Below are 15,119 nucleotides of genomic sequence, written 5' to 3'. Positions count from 1 at the left end.
TGAACCGTCCCGGGTTTGTCGGAGGCTCCAACTCCTGAGAGGCTGGAGCGATGCCGAGCAAGACGACGAACAAGTTCTCACCTGAGGTTCGAGACCGCGCTGTGCGAATGGTGCTGGATCACGAGGCTCAGCATCCGTCCCGATGGGCGACGATCCTGTCGATTGCGGCCAAGATTGGCTGCACGGCGCAGACGCTGAACGAGTGGGTGAAAAAGGCAGAGCGTGACACGGGGCGCCGCCCTGGCCCGACGACAGAGATGGCCGCCAGGGTGAAGTCCCTGGAGCGGGAGAACCGGGAGCTGCGCCAGGCCAACGAGATCCTGCGCAAGGCAAGCGCATATTTTGCGCAGGCGGAGCTCGACCGCCGGTTCAAGCGATGATCGCCTTCATCGACGATCACCGAGGTGTTCATGGCGTCGAGCCGATCTGCGAGGTTTTGCCGATCGCGCCATCCACCTACCACACGCATGTCGCCCAGCGGATCGACCCGACGAGGTGCTCGGCAAGAGCCCGTCGAGATGCAGCCCTGATGCCGCTCATTGAACGGGTGTTCGACGAGAATTTCAGCGTCTACGGCGTGCGCAAAGTCTGGCGCCAGTTGCTGCGCGAGGGCCAGCAGGTGGCCCGCTGCACCGTGGCGCGGCTGATGAAAAGCCTGGGTTTACAGGGCGTGATCCGCGGTAAGCCGGTCCGCACCACCATCAGCGACAAGGCGGTCCCTTGCCCGCTGGACCACGTCAATCGGCGATTCATGGCGCCGCGGCCCAATGCGCTGTGGGTGTCGGACTTCACCTACGTCGCGACTTGGGCGGGGTTTGTCTACGTCGCCTTCGTGATCGACACCTATGCCCGACGCATCGTGGGCTGGCGGGTGTCGCGCACCGCGCATGCAGGCTTCGTGCTCGATGCGCTGGAACAGGCACTGCATGAGAGGCGGCCGCTGCATCAGGGCGGCCTGGTCCATCACAGCGATCGCGGGTCGCAATATGTCTCCATTCGCTACACCGAGCGGCTGGCGGAAGCAGGCATCGAGCCCTCGGTCGGCAGTGTGGGCGACAGCTATGACAACGCGCTCGCGGAGACCATCAACGGGCTCTACAAAGCCGAGGTCATCCATCGGCGCGGACCGTGGAGGAGCTTCGACGCCGTTGAGTTCGCGACCCTGGAATGGGTGGACTGGTTCAACCATCGGAGGATCCTGGAGCCGATCGGGAATATCCCGCCCGCCGAGGCCGAAGCCCGATACTATGCCGCGCTGGAACAGCCAGCATTGGCCGCGTGACTCAAACCAAACAGCCTCCGGCGAACCCGGGGCGGTTCAGAGAGCGCGTCCATCACGTCCTTCAGGTACGGCGTGCGGCTGGTGCGCCAGGGGCCTGGCTCGGCGGAGGCCCGGCTGCCAAGTATGCGGTGCCGCTCGGCCCATTCTGAGACGGTGAGCTGCGGCGGCGGGCGCAGCATGGCGCCGACACGCCGGCGGACATGCTCACGGCTGTGGAGACCGATCCCCTCCGAGACCTGCTGGATCGAAGCGATCGGCCGCCTCCGTCAGCAGGTCGTTGATGTGGCTCTGCAGGATGGTCTGCAGCAGATGCGGGTCGACGCTGATCTCGGCGGCGATCAGGCCCGAGACGCGGGCCGGCCAGTTCAACAGCGCGTCGCGCATCGTGCTGCCGATCTCGTCGAGCGCGGCATTGGCCTCGGCAACGTCCAGCAGGCGGCGCTTGGTCTCGTCCAGCGAGAGGCGCTGCGCCTCCACCTTCAGGGCAAGCTGCGCGACCTTCAGCCGGGCGAACGGCGTGCCGTCTGCGCCAGCACCGCTGGCCAGGGGCGAGCGGGCGGGATCGGCGGTTTCGGTCAGGCGGCGGCGGGTCTTGTCGATGTCCCACTGGCCGTCCGGTTCACGGGCGATGCGGCCCGCGCGTTCGGCTTTGTGGATGGCGGTGTCACTGACGCCGAGGCGGCGGGCGGCCTCGCGCGTGGAGGCGGTCAGCTCGGGCATGGCGGCGACCTCCCGCCGCACGTGATGGTCATCACGAGCAAGGGCCCGCTACCGTCCGGCGGCGGGCCCTCGACGTGTCCGGCTCCGTGGTCAGGCCGGCAGGTGGTAGACCGTGTAAGAGCCGCGGGCGCCCTCCTTGTTCGGGCCGACCTGGCGGACCCGCTCCAGCACCAGCACCTCGATCCCTTGGCGCTTCTTCAGCCCCGCGAAGAAGCCGCGGACCGTGTGCTGCGCCCAGCCGGTGGCTTCCGCGATTTGCGCGACCGTGGCGCCCTCGGGGCGGCGCAGCATGGCCAGCACCTGCTCCTGCTTGGCGCCCTCGCGCGGCTTGCGCGGGGCGCCGGGCTCGCTCGCGGCACGGCGCGGCTTGCCGGCGAGGGCGGCGCGGAGGGCCTCGATGGCGCGGCTGATCGGGTTGTCGGTCGCGTCCTGCGCCGGGCTGGCATCCCAGGCGGCCAGCACCGCAGCGGCGGCGTCGCGCAGGCTGGCGCGCGGGGCGGGTGTGGGCGCGCCCTGGGCGGGTTCGGCTTCCTCCGCGGAGGCATCCCCTTCGGCGGTGTCGTCCGCGCCCGTGAGCGCCGTGTCGGGCACGCTGCCCTCGATGCCCGAGCAGTCGGGCTCGCCGGCCGCCGCGTCGCCCTCAATCGGGGCGATGCCGATGGCGCGCAGCCCCTCGTCGGTGATGCGCGCCACGATCCAGGTCCCGTCCTTATCCTGGCGCCAGCCGAGCCCGACGAAGTCCCGCGGGGCGTTGATCTCGGTGAGCAGGTTGTTCTTGATCAGGCTGCGGAAGACCGCGTTGTGGGCGGCGGCCGGCAGAGTCTTCGGCGCGCGGGCCAGTCCCATCTCGTGCTGCGCGGCGGCGCTCAGGATCACGCGCTGGCTGTCGGAAAGCTTGGTCATCATGGTGGTCTCCGGTTCCGGGTGCCGGTCATCGGCCCCTACTGCCGGGAGCCCCGCCGGCGCTGCCGGTCGGGGCGGTGTGGGAGTGGCCCGCGTCAGGCTGCGTATTCGCCGCGGCGGAAATGCTGGTCCGCGATGTCTTTCAGCTTCGCGGTGGCATTCGAAAGCCAGGCTGCTTCGCCCCAAAGCACCATCTCGGGGTCTGCGCCGAAATGGTCCGCGCTGGCCTGGGTGAGTTCGGCGAGGAGGGCGTCGAATTCGGCCTTCTTCGCGAGAAAGGCGGCCAGGCTGTTTTCCTGGTTGCGGGCGGCGCGGGCGGTGCGGTCCGTCATGCTGGTCTCCGTTTGTTGCGGCAGGGCATCCCCTGCGCGTGACGGACCATTCGCGCTGTGACGCGCACAAGCCAAGCAAGATACAGCGGCGCGGAATTGCTATGTTCCGGCGGTCTGGATCACATCATGATCATGCCGGACGCCGGCCTGGAGTGCCTCCCGGCGCACATCATTCTTGCCAATTTTTGCCAAACACGGGTATCGTCTGGCCAATGGGCACCATGAACGTCTCCCTGCCGGATGGGCTGAAATCCTTCGTGGACGAGCAGGTCGCCGCGCGTGGCTACTCCACCAGCAGCGAGTATGTCCGCGAGCTGATCCGCAAGGACCAGGAACGCGAGCGCCTGCGCGGGCTGCTGCTGGACGGCGCGGCATCTGCTCCGACGGCGCCAGTGGATGACGGCTATTTCGACACGCTCCGCCGCCGCGTTCGCCAACGGCAGGCGTGACCGCCAAGCCGGTGATTCCGCGACAGGCGGCACAGCGGGACATCGACCAGGCCATCGCCCATTACGCGGCGGAAGCCGGCGAGCCGGTCGCGCTGGCCTTCATTGACGCGCTGGAGCGGGCGTTCCGGCGGATCGCGCAGCATCCGGCCGTGGGCTCGCCACGCTACGCCTTCGAGTTGCTGCTGGAAGGGCTCCGCGCCTGGCCGTTGCGGCGATACCCGTATCTGGTGTTCTACGTCGAGCGGGAGGACCACCTCGACGTCTGGCGGGTGCTGCATGCGCAGCGCGAAATCCCGGCCTGGATGCAGGAACCCGAGGCGCCATAGCCCTTCCGTCGTGCGGATCCCGCTTCGTTGAACGGATGGAGCCGCCCATGCCGGCGAACGTCTCGGCGCCGGCGGGCCGCGCGCCGCTAACCATCTTCGGTCCGGCGCCCACCGATCGAACTCCCGCCGCTGGGAAGTCGATGCGGCCCGCGCATCACGCGCGCGGGTCTCTCTGAATTGAAGCAGGTGGATCCAGCCGATCGGCGACCTCCAGCAGCAGCGCGTTCATCTGCTCCTGAAGGATGGTCTGCACCAGATGCGGGTCGCGGCCGATCTCGGCGGCGATCTGGCCCGACACTCGCGCCGGCCAGTTCAGCACCGCATCGCGCATGCCAGCGGCGACTTCGTCGATGCGGTGGTTTGCGGCGGTGATATCCATCAGGCGGCCCTTGGTCTCGTCGATTGCCAAGCGTTGTGCCTCGACACCGAGCGCAAGCCGAGCGAGCGTCAGTCTGCCCAGTGGCGTGTCATCACCTGGCGTCGCCAGGGGCGAGCGGCCCGGCACAGCCGATGCTATCATGTCGCGGCGAACACGCTCGAGGTCCCAGGACCCGTCCGTCTCACGGCGGATCCGCCCGACCTGCTCAGCCTTCTGGATCGCGGTGTGCGAAAGCCCGAGGCGGCGGGCGACGTCGCGTGCGGAGGTGATGCGCTCTTGCAACGTCATCTCCTGTCATGGCTGCGGCCTGGCAATCAGTTTGCATCTGGCATCGGATCAAAATTGAGTCCGGCGAATCGCTTACGCGACGATCCTCACGGATTGGCAACCTCGTTTATCGCCTACCGCTAGCGACCTCGCGCGCGATGGCCCCCCGCATACAGCGGGGCCAGGAAGGACCCTGCGGCTCGAAAGCCACAGTGGCTTATCAGCTGGCGAGTGGCTCGGGAGCCGCGGTGCTCGACGTACCTTCTCGACGTGTCCCCACTATAACCAGCGCGATTTGCGCGCCGCTACCAGGTGAATTGTAACAGATCTGCAGATCGCGGGACTCCCGCTCGGAAGGCGGGCTGGACAGGCTCGCCGCGAGCGCGCGACGCTCCTGAGTGTGGCGCCAAAGAGCGCCCGCCATGGAGGAAAAGCCAGTGCACCGACAATCCCGAACGCGCCATCGGGCGCCCGGCCGCTACGCCGCGACCTTCCTGTCCTGCGCCCTGAGTGCGGTTCTGCTGTCCTTACCGGCCGCAGCGCAAACCCCCCAGACCGCGGCGCAGCGGCCTGAGGTGCAGACCTGTCAGCTTGGCGAGCTGAGGCTCGAGAGTGGCGCCGTCATTCCCGACTTCCGGATGACCTACATCACCCATGGCACGCTGAATGCGGATCGCAGCAATGCGATCCTGTCCATTCACGGCCTGCGTGGCGATCGTAGCACGCAGACCGCTTGGGCCGGCCCGGGCCTTGCCCTCGACACAGGCCGCTACTTCGTCATCCAGCCGGACACGCTCAGCGTCGCGTCCCTGGACCCGAATGCGACGACCTCTCCGACGCGGTCTGGCATGAACATGAACTTCCCACGCTTCACCATGCGCGACATGGTGAATGCGGAGTACCGGCTGGTGACGGAGTGCCTGAACATCCGACGCCTGGTTGCGGTAACCGGCACCTCGATGGGCGGCATCGCCTCGATGCAGTGGGCGGTGAGCTATCCGGACTTCATGGCCGCCGTAATCCCCTTGGTGCCGCAGGCGCACGCGAACAGGCAGGTGAACTTCATCTGGGAGTCGGCTCGCCAGGCCATCATGCTCGATCCGAAGTGGCGCGACGGGAGTTACCCGAACGACGACCCGCCGCGGCGCGGCACCGGCGTTGGCATGATCATCCAGAACGCCTTCGGCATCTCGGCCGGCGGCTTCGAGGGGCTCTTCGCGTCACGCGATCAGGTGCACCGCAACTACGCCCAGCAGGTCGAGCAGATCGGCAATACGACGCAGGCGCGCGACTGGATCTATCGCACATGGGCTATCGAGAGCCACGACATAGCCGCTGCTCCGCCGTTCAACGGGGACCTGCGCGCGGCCGCGCGCTCCATCCGCGCGCGCCTTCTGCTCATTCCGAACTGCTACGACCAGCTGCTGCCGCCCGGCGAGAGCGGGGTGATGACCGTCGCAATGCATGCCCCGAACGCCAAGATCGTGGATATCGACGACCTGGCGGGCCATGGAGGGACGCGGAGCCCGCGCGGGATTGCGGTCATTACCTCGGAGATCCGCGACCTGTTGCAGCGGATCGATGACGGACGACCTGGCTTCAGCGGCCCGCAGTATCCGCGGCACTGGTCGAGACCCGACCGATGCCCCGGGTGAGGCTGAGTTCAGGCCCGTAGGCTAACAGGAGCCGCTCCCTTCCGCTCACCGGGGGGCGGCTCCGACATCGCACACCGCGTCACGTCGCCGTCACGGCAGCCCGCGCGCGCTCAGCGGCATCCCGCGTGGCGACCAGCGCGGCCAGCGTGGCTTGCGCCTGCTTCACCGCCGCTGGCTCGCTGCTGTCGATGTCAGAGAGCCGCTCCTCAGCGTCGGCCACGCCCACGACGATCTGCTCGCGCAATTCGTCGAGCCAGCCCTTTGCCTCGACGGGATCGGCATCGGGCGCGCGCAGCCATTCGGCGACGATCACCTCGACCTCGCGTGCAATGCGGTGCGGCGGTGGCCGCGCGGAAGGTGGCCTGCCCGCGCTTGCGGCGCTCCGGCCAGATGTCGCAAATGTCGCTTACGCGCGCGCGAGCAGACAGGGGGCGATGGGGACATCAGAAGTGTGAAAGAGGGGCCGTTTTGGCTTTTCCTTCTCACACGCGCGCAAGCGACAAAATCGACATTCAGGGGCGAGGCTCGGCTCCAGGCGGTGGGCGAGCACGCGCTGGCCGATTAGCCTCGGCGCGCCACCCCGAATCGAATCCTCGCTGGAGTCGTCCGTGACAGCCACCCCCGAACCGCCTCCCGAGGGCTGGACGCTGCCCGAGGCGGCGGCGGCGCTGTTTCCCGGCGCCTGGTCCGCGGCATGGTTTCCCGACGACGTCACCGCGGCGCGTGCCGTGCCCGGCATACAGCCTGCGCCGTCGCCGTGGTCTCAGGTGCCGGTCGACATCATCGACACGGTCGCGGCGGCGGTGCTGGCGCGCGGCGCGATCCCGGCCGGGCTGGAGACCGTGGTGGCGGCCTGCCGCGCCTATGAGGCCGAGACGGCGCAGCGAATCGCCGCCGCCCTGGTGCGGCGCGCCGAGCAGCGCGCAGCCCTGCCTGGATCGCTGGCGGCGCGGCTCGCCGGTGGCGCGTTCAAGGCGCGCGGCATCTCGCCGCGAAACCCGCTGCAGCCGGTGGATATCCCGGCCCTGGCCTGGGGTGCGGCCGAGATCGCGCTGGGCTGGGAGGAGGCGACCGTGCGTCGAGGCAGCAAGCCCTACAGCAGCCACATCTCCCCTCCACCGGCGCCTGGCTCGGTGACCCTGCCGGGCGGGATCACGCTCCGTGGCGTGCGGGTATTCGCGGCGAGTCCACGGGTTGCCTCACCAGCGGAGGCGCCAGCGGTGATGCCCGAAATGCCAGCGGCACCGGCACCGGCACCGGCAGACAATACTTCTGTGATCTCCGGGCGATCAGGCTTCGTCGGTCGCCCGACCTCCCAGCAGTTGATTGAGGTCGAACATACGCGCCGTCTGGCCTCAGGCGAGGCCAAGGAGAAGATCACGCACGAGGCCGAATATCTGTCCGCCTGGCTGGCCACGACGCATCCGGACTGGCCCAAAGCGACGGCCAAGACCATTGCAAACAACATTGGGACGGCACATCGGCGGGGCCTGCAATCGCGCCCGAAATAGCGCCCGAAATAGAAAGCGTTGACCCATTTCAGGCAGCTTTTTCAGGCGCAAAAACTGATGTGAATGGTGTGCCATTGCAACCGCACGCCACAGCGTGCCGACCGATGGTGACGCGATGCCGACCCCGATCCCCGACGACCCGGATGCCCTGCTGACCCGCGACGCGACGGCCGCTGCGCTCACCGCGGCGGGCTATCCCATCTCCGCCAAGACGCTGAGCGGCAAGGCGACGCGCGGCGGTGGCCCGCCCTACGGACTGTTCGCCGGCCGGGCGCTGTATCGCTGGGGGGGCGCCCTGGATTGGGCGCGTAGCCGTCTCCAGGCGCGCCGGGTTGGGCCCGGGCCGCAGGCGGGGAGCGACATGGCATGAGGCCGGTGCCGTTGCTCTTCCTGGGGATCAAGCGCTGGCAGGACATTCGCCCGACCGATCTGTCGGAGCGCGTCTGCGGCGGTGACTTGGCCGCCTTCGCCGCCTTCTACGGCATGGGCGACGTTGAGGCGGGCACGACACTGCTTCGCAGTCTTCGCCACGTCCGCGACTTGCTGCGCAAAGGTCAGGTTGAGGACGCGCTGACCTTCCTTGAACGGCAAGTCGGCGAATGACCGACGCGGCCCCAGCGATCCTCCAAGCGGACACCGCGCAGATCGCGCGATTCGTGCACGCGCTGTTCCGCTATGCGGATCCGGACAGCGTCGTGGCGCTGCGCTCCTTCTTCGACGACGCCTCCTCGGTCCATGAGATGGGCACCTGCCGCATCGGCGACGGACTGGAGGCGTTGGTTGCCGCTGCCACGTCGCAGGCCACACGCTGCGCGCAGCATCCGCGGCCGGTGGTGTTCTGCCCGCCCGTCGCCACCTTTACCGAGGGGCCGCAGGCCCGTGAGCAGGACCTCGCCAATGGCCTGGCGCTGTCGGTCGAATGCGACACGGCGCCGAACGATGCCCGCGCGCGGCTGGAGGGGCTGCTTGGTCCGGCCACGCTGGTGGTGCGCAGCGGCGGGTGCTGGATCGACGATGAGACCGGCGAGGTCCAGGACAAGCTGCACCTGCATTGGCGTCTGACCGAGCCGACGCGGGATGCCGCCGCCCATGCCGCGCTCAAGCAGGCCCGGTCCCTGGCAGCCGCGCTGGTCGGCGGCGATCGCAGCAACGCGCCGCCGGTCCATCCCATCCGCTGGCCCGGCAGCTGGCACCGCAAGGCCAGCCCCAGGCTCGCCGTGATCGTCACGGAAAGCGATGCGGAGCTGGAGCTTGGCGACGCGCTGGAGATACTGGCCGATGCGTCGCCGTCGGCAGAGCCAACCGGCACGGCAATCCCCGCGCCCGGTGCCGCGGCGCCTTCAGAGATCGGCGAGGCCCGCGACACCTCGGTCCTGATCCAGCAGATCCTCACCGCTGCCGACTACCATGCACCGCTGGTGGCACTGGCGATGCGCTATCTCAAGGGCGGCATGGCGCCTGCCCAGGTGGTCCTGACCCTGCGCGGCCTGCTCCTCGCCGTGCCGGAGGCGCAGCGCGACATCAAGGACGGCAGCACCGTGCCGGGGCGCTGGCAGGCCCGTTACGACGACACGCCGCGCGCCGTCACCACCGCCTGCCGCAAGCTCGGCGATGGCGTCACCACGCCTGACGGCGCCGATGCACCCGAAGGCTCGACTGACAGCGCCTGGCCCGAGCCCATCGACTTCCTGGCTGCTGCCGAGATGACCGGCGCCCCCGAACTGCGCCCCGAGCATCTGCCGCCCGCCATCGCGCCCTTCGTGGCGGACACCGCGGCACGCATGGGCGTCGATCCGGCGACCGTGGCGCTGGCCGCCCTGGTCACGCTCTCCAGCGTGGCGCACGAGACCTGGCGGCTGCAGCCCAAGCAGATCGACGATACCTGGCGCGAAGGTGCGCGCATCTGGGGGGCGATCGTCGGCGACCCCAGCATCCTCAAGACGCCGGTGATCCAGGCCGCGACACGGCCAATCGACAATATCGACATCCTGGCCCGCGGTCGCCACGAGCTGGCGATGGCCGAGCACCGCGCCGAGATGGCCGCGCTGAAAGCAGATAACGCGCCGCCGGGCAGCGGGCCGCCAGCGCCAAGACTCGACCGCTACCTGGTCGAGAACAGCACGGTGGAGGCGCTGACCGAGGTGCTGCGCGACGACCCCGAGGCCAAGCAGCGGGTGCCGATGGGCAAGGTGCTGATCCGGCAGGACGAGATGAGCGAATGGCTGGCCAATATGGACCGCTATCGCGCCGGAGGCCGCGGCGGCAGTGATCGCGGCGCCTATCTCCGCCTGTACAACGGCACGCGCTTCGTGGTGGACCGCGTCGGCCGCGGCACCTTGTCGATCTCGAGCTGGTCCGCCTGCATCATCGGCGGCATCCAGCCGGAGCCGATCCAGCGCATCGCGCGCGAGGCAGCTGATGACGGCCTGCTGCAACGCTTCTGCTACGCCGTGCCGGCGCGGCAGGATCGCGGCATCGACCGCAAGCCCGATCACGCCTCGACCGAGCGCTACCACGGGCTGGTGAAGGCGATGGCGGGGTTGCTGCCGCCCGGGGCATTCCCGGGGGCCGAGCCGCGGGTTGTGGTGCTCCATCCGGATGCGCAGGCCCATCGCGCGGCGATCCTGGATCTGGCCGAGGCGGTCGCCGCCATGCCGGACACCTCCAGCCGCTTGAAATCGGCACTCGGCAAATGGCCGGGGCTGTTCGCGCGGATGACGCTGCTGTTCCAGCTGATCGACCACGCGGACGCGCTGCATCTGGGCGTCGAGCCGCCGGAGGTCATGGTGGTGCCCGAGCCGGTGGCGCGGCGCAGCGCGGCCTATCTGCGCGATGTGCTGCTGCCGCATCTGTTGCGGGCGGAGGCGGTGATGTTCTCCAGCGTGCAGTCGGGTCACGCGCGCTGGATCGCGGGGTTCATCCTGTCGCGCGAGGACGGACGCATCGCGCTGCGCGACGTGGTGCGCGCCTATGGCCCGCTGAAGGCACCGGAGCAGCGCCACGAACTGCTCAGCGTGATGCAGTCGCTGGAGACCATGGGCTGGCTGAAGGCCGAGCCGCAGGAGAACCCGGCGCGGCCGCCGACGGCCTGGGAGGTGAACCCGCTGGTGCGGGAGCGGTTCGCGCGCCGGGCCGCGGAGGAGCGCACCGCGCGGCAGCATGCAAAGGCGCGCATCGCGGCGACGCTGGCACGGGTGCTGCATGCGCCGGGCGGCGCTGAAGGCGCGGACAATGATTCAACAGCAGCATTGGGGGTGGCGTGATGGGATTCGAAGCAAAGGGCGATCTGTCCCACGCCGGTGCCGCATCGCGCTCACCTGATTCCCAGCCGTGGGAAGCAGGCGCGCTGTCTCGGCACGGCGATGCGCTGGAGCCTGCGGATCGAATGCCCTGCGGCGGGAAGTCGATCGATGCGCCGTGCGATATTCCCAGCGCTGGGAATGTCGCGGGTAAAGCTGCGGCTCAGCAGCCGCGCCCGCCGAAAGGCTCGGGGGCCGGGAGACATTCGCCTCCACTCCACCGCCAGGCAGCGCCTGGATGCGAGCCCCAACAGAAAGGGACTCGCATGACCAGACGATCATCTGCCGCACCCGCGGCGGCGCCCACCATCCCGCAGATCCCGCCGACGCAGGTGTTGGCGCGCCTGGCCGCGTTGCAGACCGCACCCACCGCTGACCTCAAGCAGCAAGGGCGCGAATTATTCGGCAAGGAGCCGCCACCCTTCAACCGCCCTTATCTGGTGAGCCGTTTGTCATACAGGGTGCAGGAGTTGGCCTATGGCGGTCTGAAGCCCGAGACCGTTGACCGGCTGGTGGCGCTGGGCGAGCAGTTGGACGGCGGCAACGTTGTCCTGCGCCGCATCCGCGCCGACAGCCGCCCACTAGCTGGTACGCGCCTGATCAGGGAATGGCAGGGCGTGCAGCATGTGGTCACCGTGCGCCAGGACGACTTCGAATTCGAGGGGCGGCCCTATCAGTCGCTGTCGGCCATTGCGCGCCATATCACCGGCACGCGCTGGAACGGCTGGACGTTCTTCGGACTGCGCGCGCGAGGTGACGCATGAGCCGCCGCGTCCGCATCGAGCCGGCAATGCCGGCCACCACGAAGAAGCTCCGCTGCGCGGTCTACACGCGCAAATCCACGGATGAGGGGCTGGAGAAGGAGTTTAACTCGCTCGACGCACAGCGCGATGCGTGTGAGGCGTATATCAACAGCCAGCGGGCTGAGGGCTGGGTGCTGGTCCGCGATCGATATGATGATGGCGGGTTCAGCGGCGGTACCCTCGACCGCCCAGCGTTGAAGCGATTGCTGGCCGACATCGAGCAGGGGCGGATTGACAATATCCTTGTCTATAAGGTCGACAGGCTCAGCCGATCGCTGATGGACTTCGCGAAGCTCGTGGAGACGATGGAGGCACACGGCGTCACCTTTGTGAGTGTGACTCAGTCCTTTTCGACAACGACGTCGATGGGCCGGCTGACGCTCAACATGCTGCTCAGCTTTGCACAGTATGAGCGTGAATTGATCGGCGAGCGGATCCGCGACAAATTCGCAGCCTCGCGCGCTCGCGGCATGTGGATGGGGGGCAAGGTGCCGCTCGGCTACGACGTCGTGGCACGGAAGCTGGTGGTGAATGAGGAGGAGGCACCGCGGGTGCGCAGGGTCTTCGAGATCTTCGCGGAGACGGGATCGGGCATCGAGACGGTGAAGCGCCTCCGGGCGGAGGGCGCCACCAGCAAGGCGGGTCGGCCGCTGGACAAGGGCGACGTCTACAAGCTGCTGAACAACCGCACCTATGTCGGCGAGGCTGCGCACAAGGGAAACATCTATCCCGGCGAGCACCAGGGCATCGTGCCGCGGGAGCTGTGGGACCGGGCGCATGCCGTGCTGCAGATCAGCCCGCGCGTCCGCGCCAACCAAAACCGTGCGCAGACGCCGGCGCTGTTGAAGGGTCTGATCTTTGGTGTGGATGGCCGGGCGCTCTCGCCGACGCATGCGCGGAAGAACGGCCGGCTGTACCGCTACTACGTTGCCCAGCGGGTCCTGAAGGGCGACGCTGCCGGCGACGACAGCATCGTTCGCCGGGTCTCGGCGGCCGAGATCGAGGCGGCGGTGGTGGACCAGGTGCGGGCGCTGCTGCGGCAGCCGGAGATCGTGGTCGGCACCTGGCGGGCAGCGCGCAGGGAGGCGCCGGACCTGACCGAGGGCGAGACCCAGGATGCGCTGCATCGGCTTGACCCGCTGTGGGAGCATCTGTTTCCGGCGGAGCAGGCGCGGATTGTGCGGTCGCTTGTGGAGCGTGTGGTGGTCGGCCCCGCCGGCGCGGACATTCGGCTGCGGCTGGATGGGCTCGGTGGCCTCGTCCGCGACCTCGGGGCTATCGCGCCCGACGCGCTGAGGTCGGCAGCATGACGGCCGCCACAAGCATCACGGTCCGGGTGCCGCTGGCCATCCGGCACCGGCCGGGCAGGAAGACCGTCGTGACGCCCATGATTGATGGCGTGGCGCCGGTCACGACGCGCGCCGATCCAGCGCTAGTGAAGGCGCTGGCCAGGGCATTCCGGTACCAGCGGATGCTCGATCAGGGTCGTTACGCATCGATCACCGAGATGGCGGCAGCGGAGAAGATCGAGCGAGGCTATCTCGGCATGCTGCTGCGCCTGACGCTGCTGGCGCCCGACTTGGTCGAGCAGGTTCTGGATGGGCGGGCGGCGGATCGTGTCGCGCTTCCGGCACTGCTGGAGCCGATGCCCCTGGCATGGGCCCATCAGTCGGACCGTCTATTTTCCGGCGAGCCGACCCGACCCGCCCAGGTGACGACGTGCCGCGTGAAGGCGCCCGAGATGATCAGCCGAGCGTTGGGGAGGACTTCGATTGGCGTCGCCCGATTCGCCGCATCGCGGACGCCAACCCGCACCAGGCCATGACGACGGAATCGGCCGAGGATCGCCAAAAGCTTCCGATCGATTCCGGCGACCTCGGTGCCCGCGATCGTCCGGATGACGTCACACAGTTCGTCCTTCGTCGCCTCCACCCGCCCCGCTTTCGTCACGCGACCCCTTTTGGAAACCATCGTCCAAGAGATGGCGTAGCGCGGGAAGCCCCAGCGTCTCGTCCTTGCTCAGCCTACCCTCGCGGCCAACCGCAGCCCGGCGAGGCCAGACATGCGCCGGCGATCAACCACCTTTGGGTCATTGGGCATCTGCAGGAATCGCGGGTCGATCCGCGGCGGCGCGGCCGGGTCGCGTGAGCGCAGATGGGCGCTGCCAGTGCTCTCCGGACGCGGCAAATGGTGTACATCTGCAAGCCCGCCACGGCACGCGCAGAGCACGGCATCGGCACGGGCGAGGCTGAGGGGTTGCCGGAGGCCGCACCATGGATGCCCAGAAGCTCTACTACCTCTCCGTGATCATCGAACAGGGCAGCTTCCGCAAGGCGGCCGAGCGCCTCGGCATCTCCCAGCCAGCCCTGTCGAAATCCATCGAGCGGCTTGAGACGGCGCTCAATGTCCGCATTCTCGACCGGAACTCGCGCGGCATCTCCCCTACCGGCGTCGGGGAGGTGCTCTACTCCCATGCGCGGCTGATCCGCGACGACATCGAGCGTGCCCACTACACCGTCAGCAACGCCGTGCGCCGCAAGGCCGAGACGCGCAGCATCACCCTCGGCACCCTGCCTACACTCGCCGCCTCCGTGGTGCCGCGCGCGGTCAGCCGCTGGCGACGCGACGACGCGAAGACAACGCTGAAGGTGGTGGAGAAGGTGCAGATCGAATTGCTGCTCGACCTGCTGCGCGGCCAGGTGGATTTCATCGTCGGCCGCACGGAGTACTACGACCTGGTGGACGGCTTCCGCCAGCGCGTGCTGTTCCGCGACCAGTTGCATGTCTTCGCGCGTCGGCAGCATCCGCTCTTCGCGCAGCCCGAGACAGACTGGCCGGAGGCGACGCGCTTCCCCTGGGTCTGCACCATGGTTGGCCACCAGCGCAACCTGCTGCAGGGCATCCTCAACGCCAGGGGACTGGCGATGCCGGAACAGGTGACCGAATGCACCTCCATCGACTTCACCATCTCCCTCGTTTCGGAGAGCGATCATCTGGGCATGCTGCCCCGCTACATCGGTACCTCCGCGCGCTCCGGCGGTGCCCTGGCCGCGCTGCCGATCTTCGATGGCAAACTGAACCGCGATATCGCCCTGATCACGCGCGTGACCAGCCCGATGGCGACGGCAGGCAATGCGCTGGTCGCGCATATCGAAGCCGTGGGCGCGGAGATGGCAAGGCTCTGACCCGCCAC

The 15,119-nt window shown here is 68.5% G+C and carries 17 protein-coding genes and 1 other annotated feature; of the genes, 12 read left to right on the top strand and 5 right to left on the bottom strand.

What is annotated here, in order from left to right:
* Nucleotides 1–50 precede the first annotated feature (50 nt).
* Nucleotides 51–1,282 (top strand): IS3 family transposase gene (locus BM041_RS20160; RefSeq protein WP_245762178.1). Its coding sequence is split into 2 segments (ribosomal slippage): nucleotides 51–342 and nucleotides 342–1,282, totalling 1,233 coding nucleotides; the frame shifts between segments, so codons are not numbered across the junction.
* Nucleotides 335–451: a sequence feature (AL1L pseudoknot), on the top strand. (Overlaps the previous gene by 117 nt.)
* Before the next feature lie 204 nt (nucleotides 1,283–1,486).
* On the opposite strand, the gene BM041_RS20150 is transcribed toward BM041_RS20160, so the two are convergent.
* From BM041_RS20150 to BM041_RS20140, 3 genes are all read right to left on the bottom strand, one after another.
* On the bottom strand, nucleotides 1,487–2,002 hold the full coding sequence (locus tag BM041_RS20150; RefSeq protein ID WP_092961707.1) for a MerR family transcriptional regulator: 516 nt from the start codon (nucleotides 2,000–2,002) through the stop codon (nucleotides 1,487–1,489).
* Between the two features lie 90 nt (nucleotides 2,003–2,092).
* A complete protein-coding gene (locus BM041_RS30970) occupies nucleotides 2,093–2,908 on the bottom strand; it encodes a DUF3489 domain-containing protein (protein ID WP_245762177.1) in 816 nt (271 codons plus the stop codon).
* A gap of 92 nt (nucleotides 2,909–3,000) precedes the next feature.
* Nucleotides 3,001–3,237 carry a hypothetical protein gene (locus tag BM041_RS20140; RefSeq protein ID WP_092961680.1) on the bottom strand — a complete coding sequence of 79 codons (237 nt, stop codon included), beginning with the start codon at nucleotides 3,235–3,237 and terminating at the stop codon, nucleotides 3,001–3,003.
* 221 nt (nucleotides 3,238–3,458) lie between these two features.
* Here BM041_RS20140 and BM041_RS20135 point away from each other — a divergent pair, with 221 nt between their 5' ends.
* Both BM041_RS20135 and BM041_RS20130 read left to right on the top strand, forming a co-directional pair.
* Nucleotides 3,459–3,686: a type II toxin-antitoxin system ParD family antitoxin gene (locus BM041_RS20135; protein ID WP_217648783.1), complete on the top strand. Its 228-nt coding sequence runs from the start codon at nucleotides 3,459–3,461 to the stop codon at nucleotides 3,684–3,686.
* Nucleotides 3,683–4,012: a type II toxin-antitoxin system RelE/ParE family toxin gene (locus BM041_RS20130; RefSeq protein ID WP_092961678.1), complete on the top strand. Its 330-nt coding sequence runs from the start codon at nucleotides 3,683–3,685 to the stop codon at nucleotides 4,010–4,012. The genes BM041_RS20135 and BM041_RS20130 overlap by 4 nt, the downstream gene beginning before the upstream one ends.
* A gap of 154 nt (nucleotides 4,013–4,166) precedes the next feature.
* On the opposite strand, the gene BM041_RS20125 is transcribed toward BM041_RS20130, so the two are convergent.
* A complete protein-coding gene (locus BM041_RS20125; protein WP_092961677.1) occupies nucleotides 4,167–4,679 on the bottom strand; it encodes a hypothetical protein in 513 nt (170 codons plus the stop codon).
* A gap of 401 nt (nucleotides 4,680–5,080) precedes the next feature.
* Here BM041_RS20125 and BM041_RS20120 point away from each other — a divergent pair, with 401 nt between their 5' ends.
* Nucleotides 5,081–6,313: an alpha/beta fold hydrolase gene (locus BM041_RS20120; RefSeq protein ID WP_092961676.1), complete on the top strand. Its 1,233-nt coding sequence runs from the start codon at nucleotides 5,081–5,083 to the stop codon at nucleotides 6,311–6,313.
* A gap of 79 nt (nucleotides 6,314–6,392) precedes the next feature.
* Here BM041_RS20120 and BM041_RS20115 read toward each other — a convergent pair whose 3' ends face one another.
* Entirely contained in the window at nucleotides 6,393–6,626 is a 234-nt protein-coding gene (locus tag BM041_RS20115) for a hypothetical protein (RefSeq protein WP_092961675.1), read from the bottom strand.
* A gap of 295 nt (nucleotides 6,627–6,921) precedes the next feature.
* Here BM041_RS20115 and BM041_RS20110 point away from each other — a divergent pair, with 295 nt between their 5' ends.
* The 8 genes from BM041_RS20110 (at nucleotide 6,922) to BM041_RS20075 (ending at nucleotide 15,111) form a co-directional block, all read left to right on the top strand.
* On the top strand, nucleotides 6,922–7,824 hold the full coding sequence (locus tag BM041_RS20110; RefSeq protein ID WP_139226109.1) for a hypothetical protein: 903 nt from the start codon (nucleotides 6,922–6,924) through the stop codon (nucleotides 7,822–7,824).
* A gap of 115 nt (nucleotides 7,825–7,939) precedes the next feature.
* Nucleotides 7,940–8,194: a hypothetical protein gene (locus BM041_RS20105; protein ID WP_092961673.1), complete on the top strand. Its 255-nt coding sequence runs from the start codon at nucleotides 7,940–7,942 to the stop codon at nucleotides 8,192–8,194.
* Nucleotides 8,191–8,427, top strand: a complete 237-nt coding sequence (locus BM041_RS20100; protein ID WP_092961672.1) for a hypothetical protein — start codon at nucleotides 8,191–8,193, stop codon at nucleotides 8,425–8,427. The genes BM041_RS20105 and BM041_RS20100 overlap by 4 nt, the downstream gene beginning before the upstream one ends.
* The gene (locus BM041_RS20095) at nucleotides 8,424–11,087 is read left to right on the top strand and encodes a DUF3987 domain-containing protein (RefSeq protein WP_092961671.1); all 2,664 of its coding nucleotides are present in this window, start codon (nucleotides 8,424–8,426) and stop codon (nucleotides 11,085–11,087) included. The genes BM041_RS20100 and BM041_RS20095 overlap by 4 nt, the downstream gene beginning before the upstream one ends.
* 302 nt (nucleotides 11,088–11,389) lie before the next feature.
* Nucleotides 11,390–11,887, top strand: coding sequence for a DUF2924 domain-containing protein (locus tag BM041_RS20090; RefSeq protein ID WP_092961670.1), 498 nt, complete (start codon nucleotides 11,390–11,392; stop codon nucleotides 11,885–11,887).
* On the top strand, nucleotides 11,884–13,236 hold the full coding sequence (locus tag BM041_RS20085; protein WP_175534050.1) for a recombinase family protein: 1,353 nt from the start codon (nucleotides 11,884–11,886) through the stop codon (nucleotides 13,234–13,236). The genes BM041_RS20090 and BM041_RS20085 overlap by 4 nt, the downstream gene beginning before the upstream one ends.
* Nucleotides 13,233–13,751: a hypothetical protein gene (locus tag BM041_RS20080; protein WP_342713807.1), complete on the top strand. Its 519-nt coding sequence runs from the start codon at nucleotides 13,233–13,235 to the stop codon at nucleotides 13,749–13,751. The genes BM041_RS20085 and BM041_RS20080 overlap by 4 nt, the downstream gene beginning before the upstream one ends.
* Nucleotides 13,752–14,199: 448 nt before the next feature.
* Nucleotides 14,200–15,111 (top strand): LysR family transcriptional regulator, encoded by a 912-nt coding sequence (locus BM041_RS20075; protein WP_092961669.1) that lies wholly within the window; start codon nucleotides 14,200–14,202, stop codon nucleotides 15,109–15,111.
* Nucleotides 15,112–15,119 lie beyond the last annotated feature (8 nt).

It is taken from the genome of Falsiroseomonas stagni DSM 19981 (genome assembly GCF_900114315.1).
In the GTDB taxonomy this organism is placed as follows: Bacteria; Pseudomonadota; Alphaproteobacteria; order Acetobacterales; family Acetobacteraceae; genus Falsiroseomonas; species Falsiroseomonas stagni.
This window is presented reverse-complemented; position numbering and strand designations above follow the sequence as displayed.

Excerpts from the sequence above, each read along its gene's own strand:
- BM041_RS20150 (WP_092961707.1), bottom strand. The coding sequence starts at position 2,002 with ATGCCCGAGCTGACCGCCTCCACGCGCGAGGCCGCCCGCCGCCTCGGC.
- BM041_RS20100 (WP_092961672.1), top strand. The coding sequence starts at position 8,191 with ATGAGGCCGGTGCCGTTGCTCTTCCTGGGGATCAAGCGCTGGCAGGAC.
- BM041_RS20075 (WP_092961669.1), top strand. The coding sequence starts at position 14,200 with ATGGATGCCCAGAAGCTCTACTACCTCTCCGTGATCATCGAACAGGGC.
- BM041_RS30970 (WP_245762177.1), bottom strand. The coding sequence starts at position 2,908 with ATGATGACCAAGCTTTCCGACAGCCAGCGCGTGATCCTGAGCGCCGCC.
- BM041_RS20125 (WP_092961677.1), bottom strand. The coding sequence starts at position 4,679 with ATGACGTTGCAAGAGCGCATCACCTCCGCACGCGACGTCGCCCGCCGC.
- BM041_RS20120 (WP_092961676.1), top strand. The coding sequence starts at position 5,081 with ATGGAGGAAAAGCCAGTGCACCGACAATCCCGAACGCGCCATCGGGCG.
- BM041_RS20080 (WP_342713807.1), top strand. The coding sequence starts at position 13,233 with ATGACGGCCGCCACAAGCATCACGGTCCGGGTGCCGCTGGCCATCCGG.
- BM041_RS20090 (WP_092961670.1), top strand. The coding sequence starts at position 11,390 with ATGACCAGACGATCATCTGCCGCACCCGCGGCGGCGCCCACCATCCCG.
- BM041_RS20085 (WP_175534050.1), top strand. The coding sequence starts at position 11,884 with ATGAGCCGCCGCGTCCGCATCGAGCCGGCAATGCCGGCCACCACGAAG.
- BM041_RS20140 (WP_092961680.1), bottom strand. The coding sequence starts at position 3,237 with ATGACGGACCGCACCGCCCGCGCCGCCCGCAACCAGGAAAACAGCCTG.
- BM041_RS20135 (WP_217648783.1), top strand. The coding sequence starts at position 3,459 with ATGAACGTCTCCCTGCCGGATGGGCTGAAATCCTTCGTGGACGAGCAG.
- BM041_RS20105 (WP_092961673.1), top strand. The coding sequence starts at position 7,940 with ATGCCGACCCCGATCCCCGACGACCCGGATGCCCTGCTGACCCGCGAC.
- BM041_RS20095 (WP_092961671.1), top strand. The coding sequence starts at position 8,424 with ATGACCGACGCGGCCCCAGCGATCCTCCAAGCGGACACCGCGCAGATC.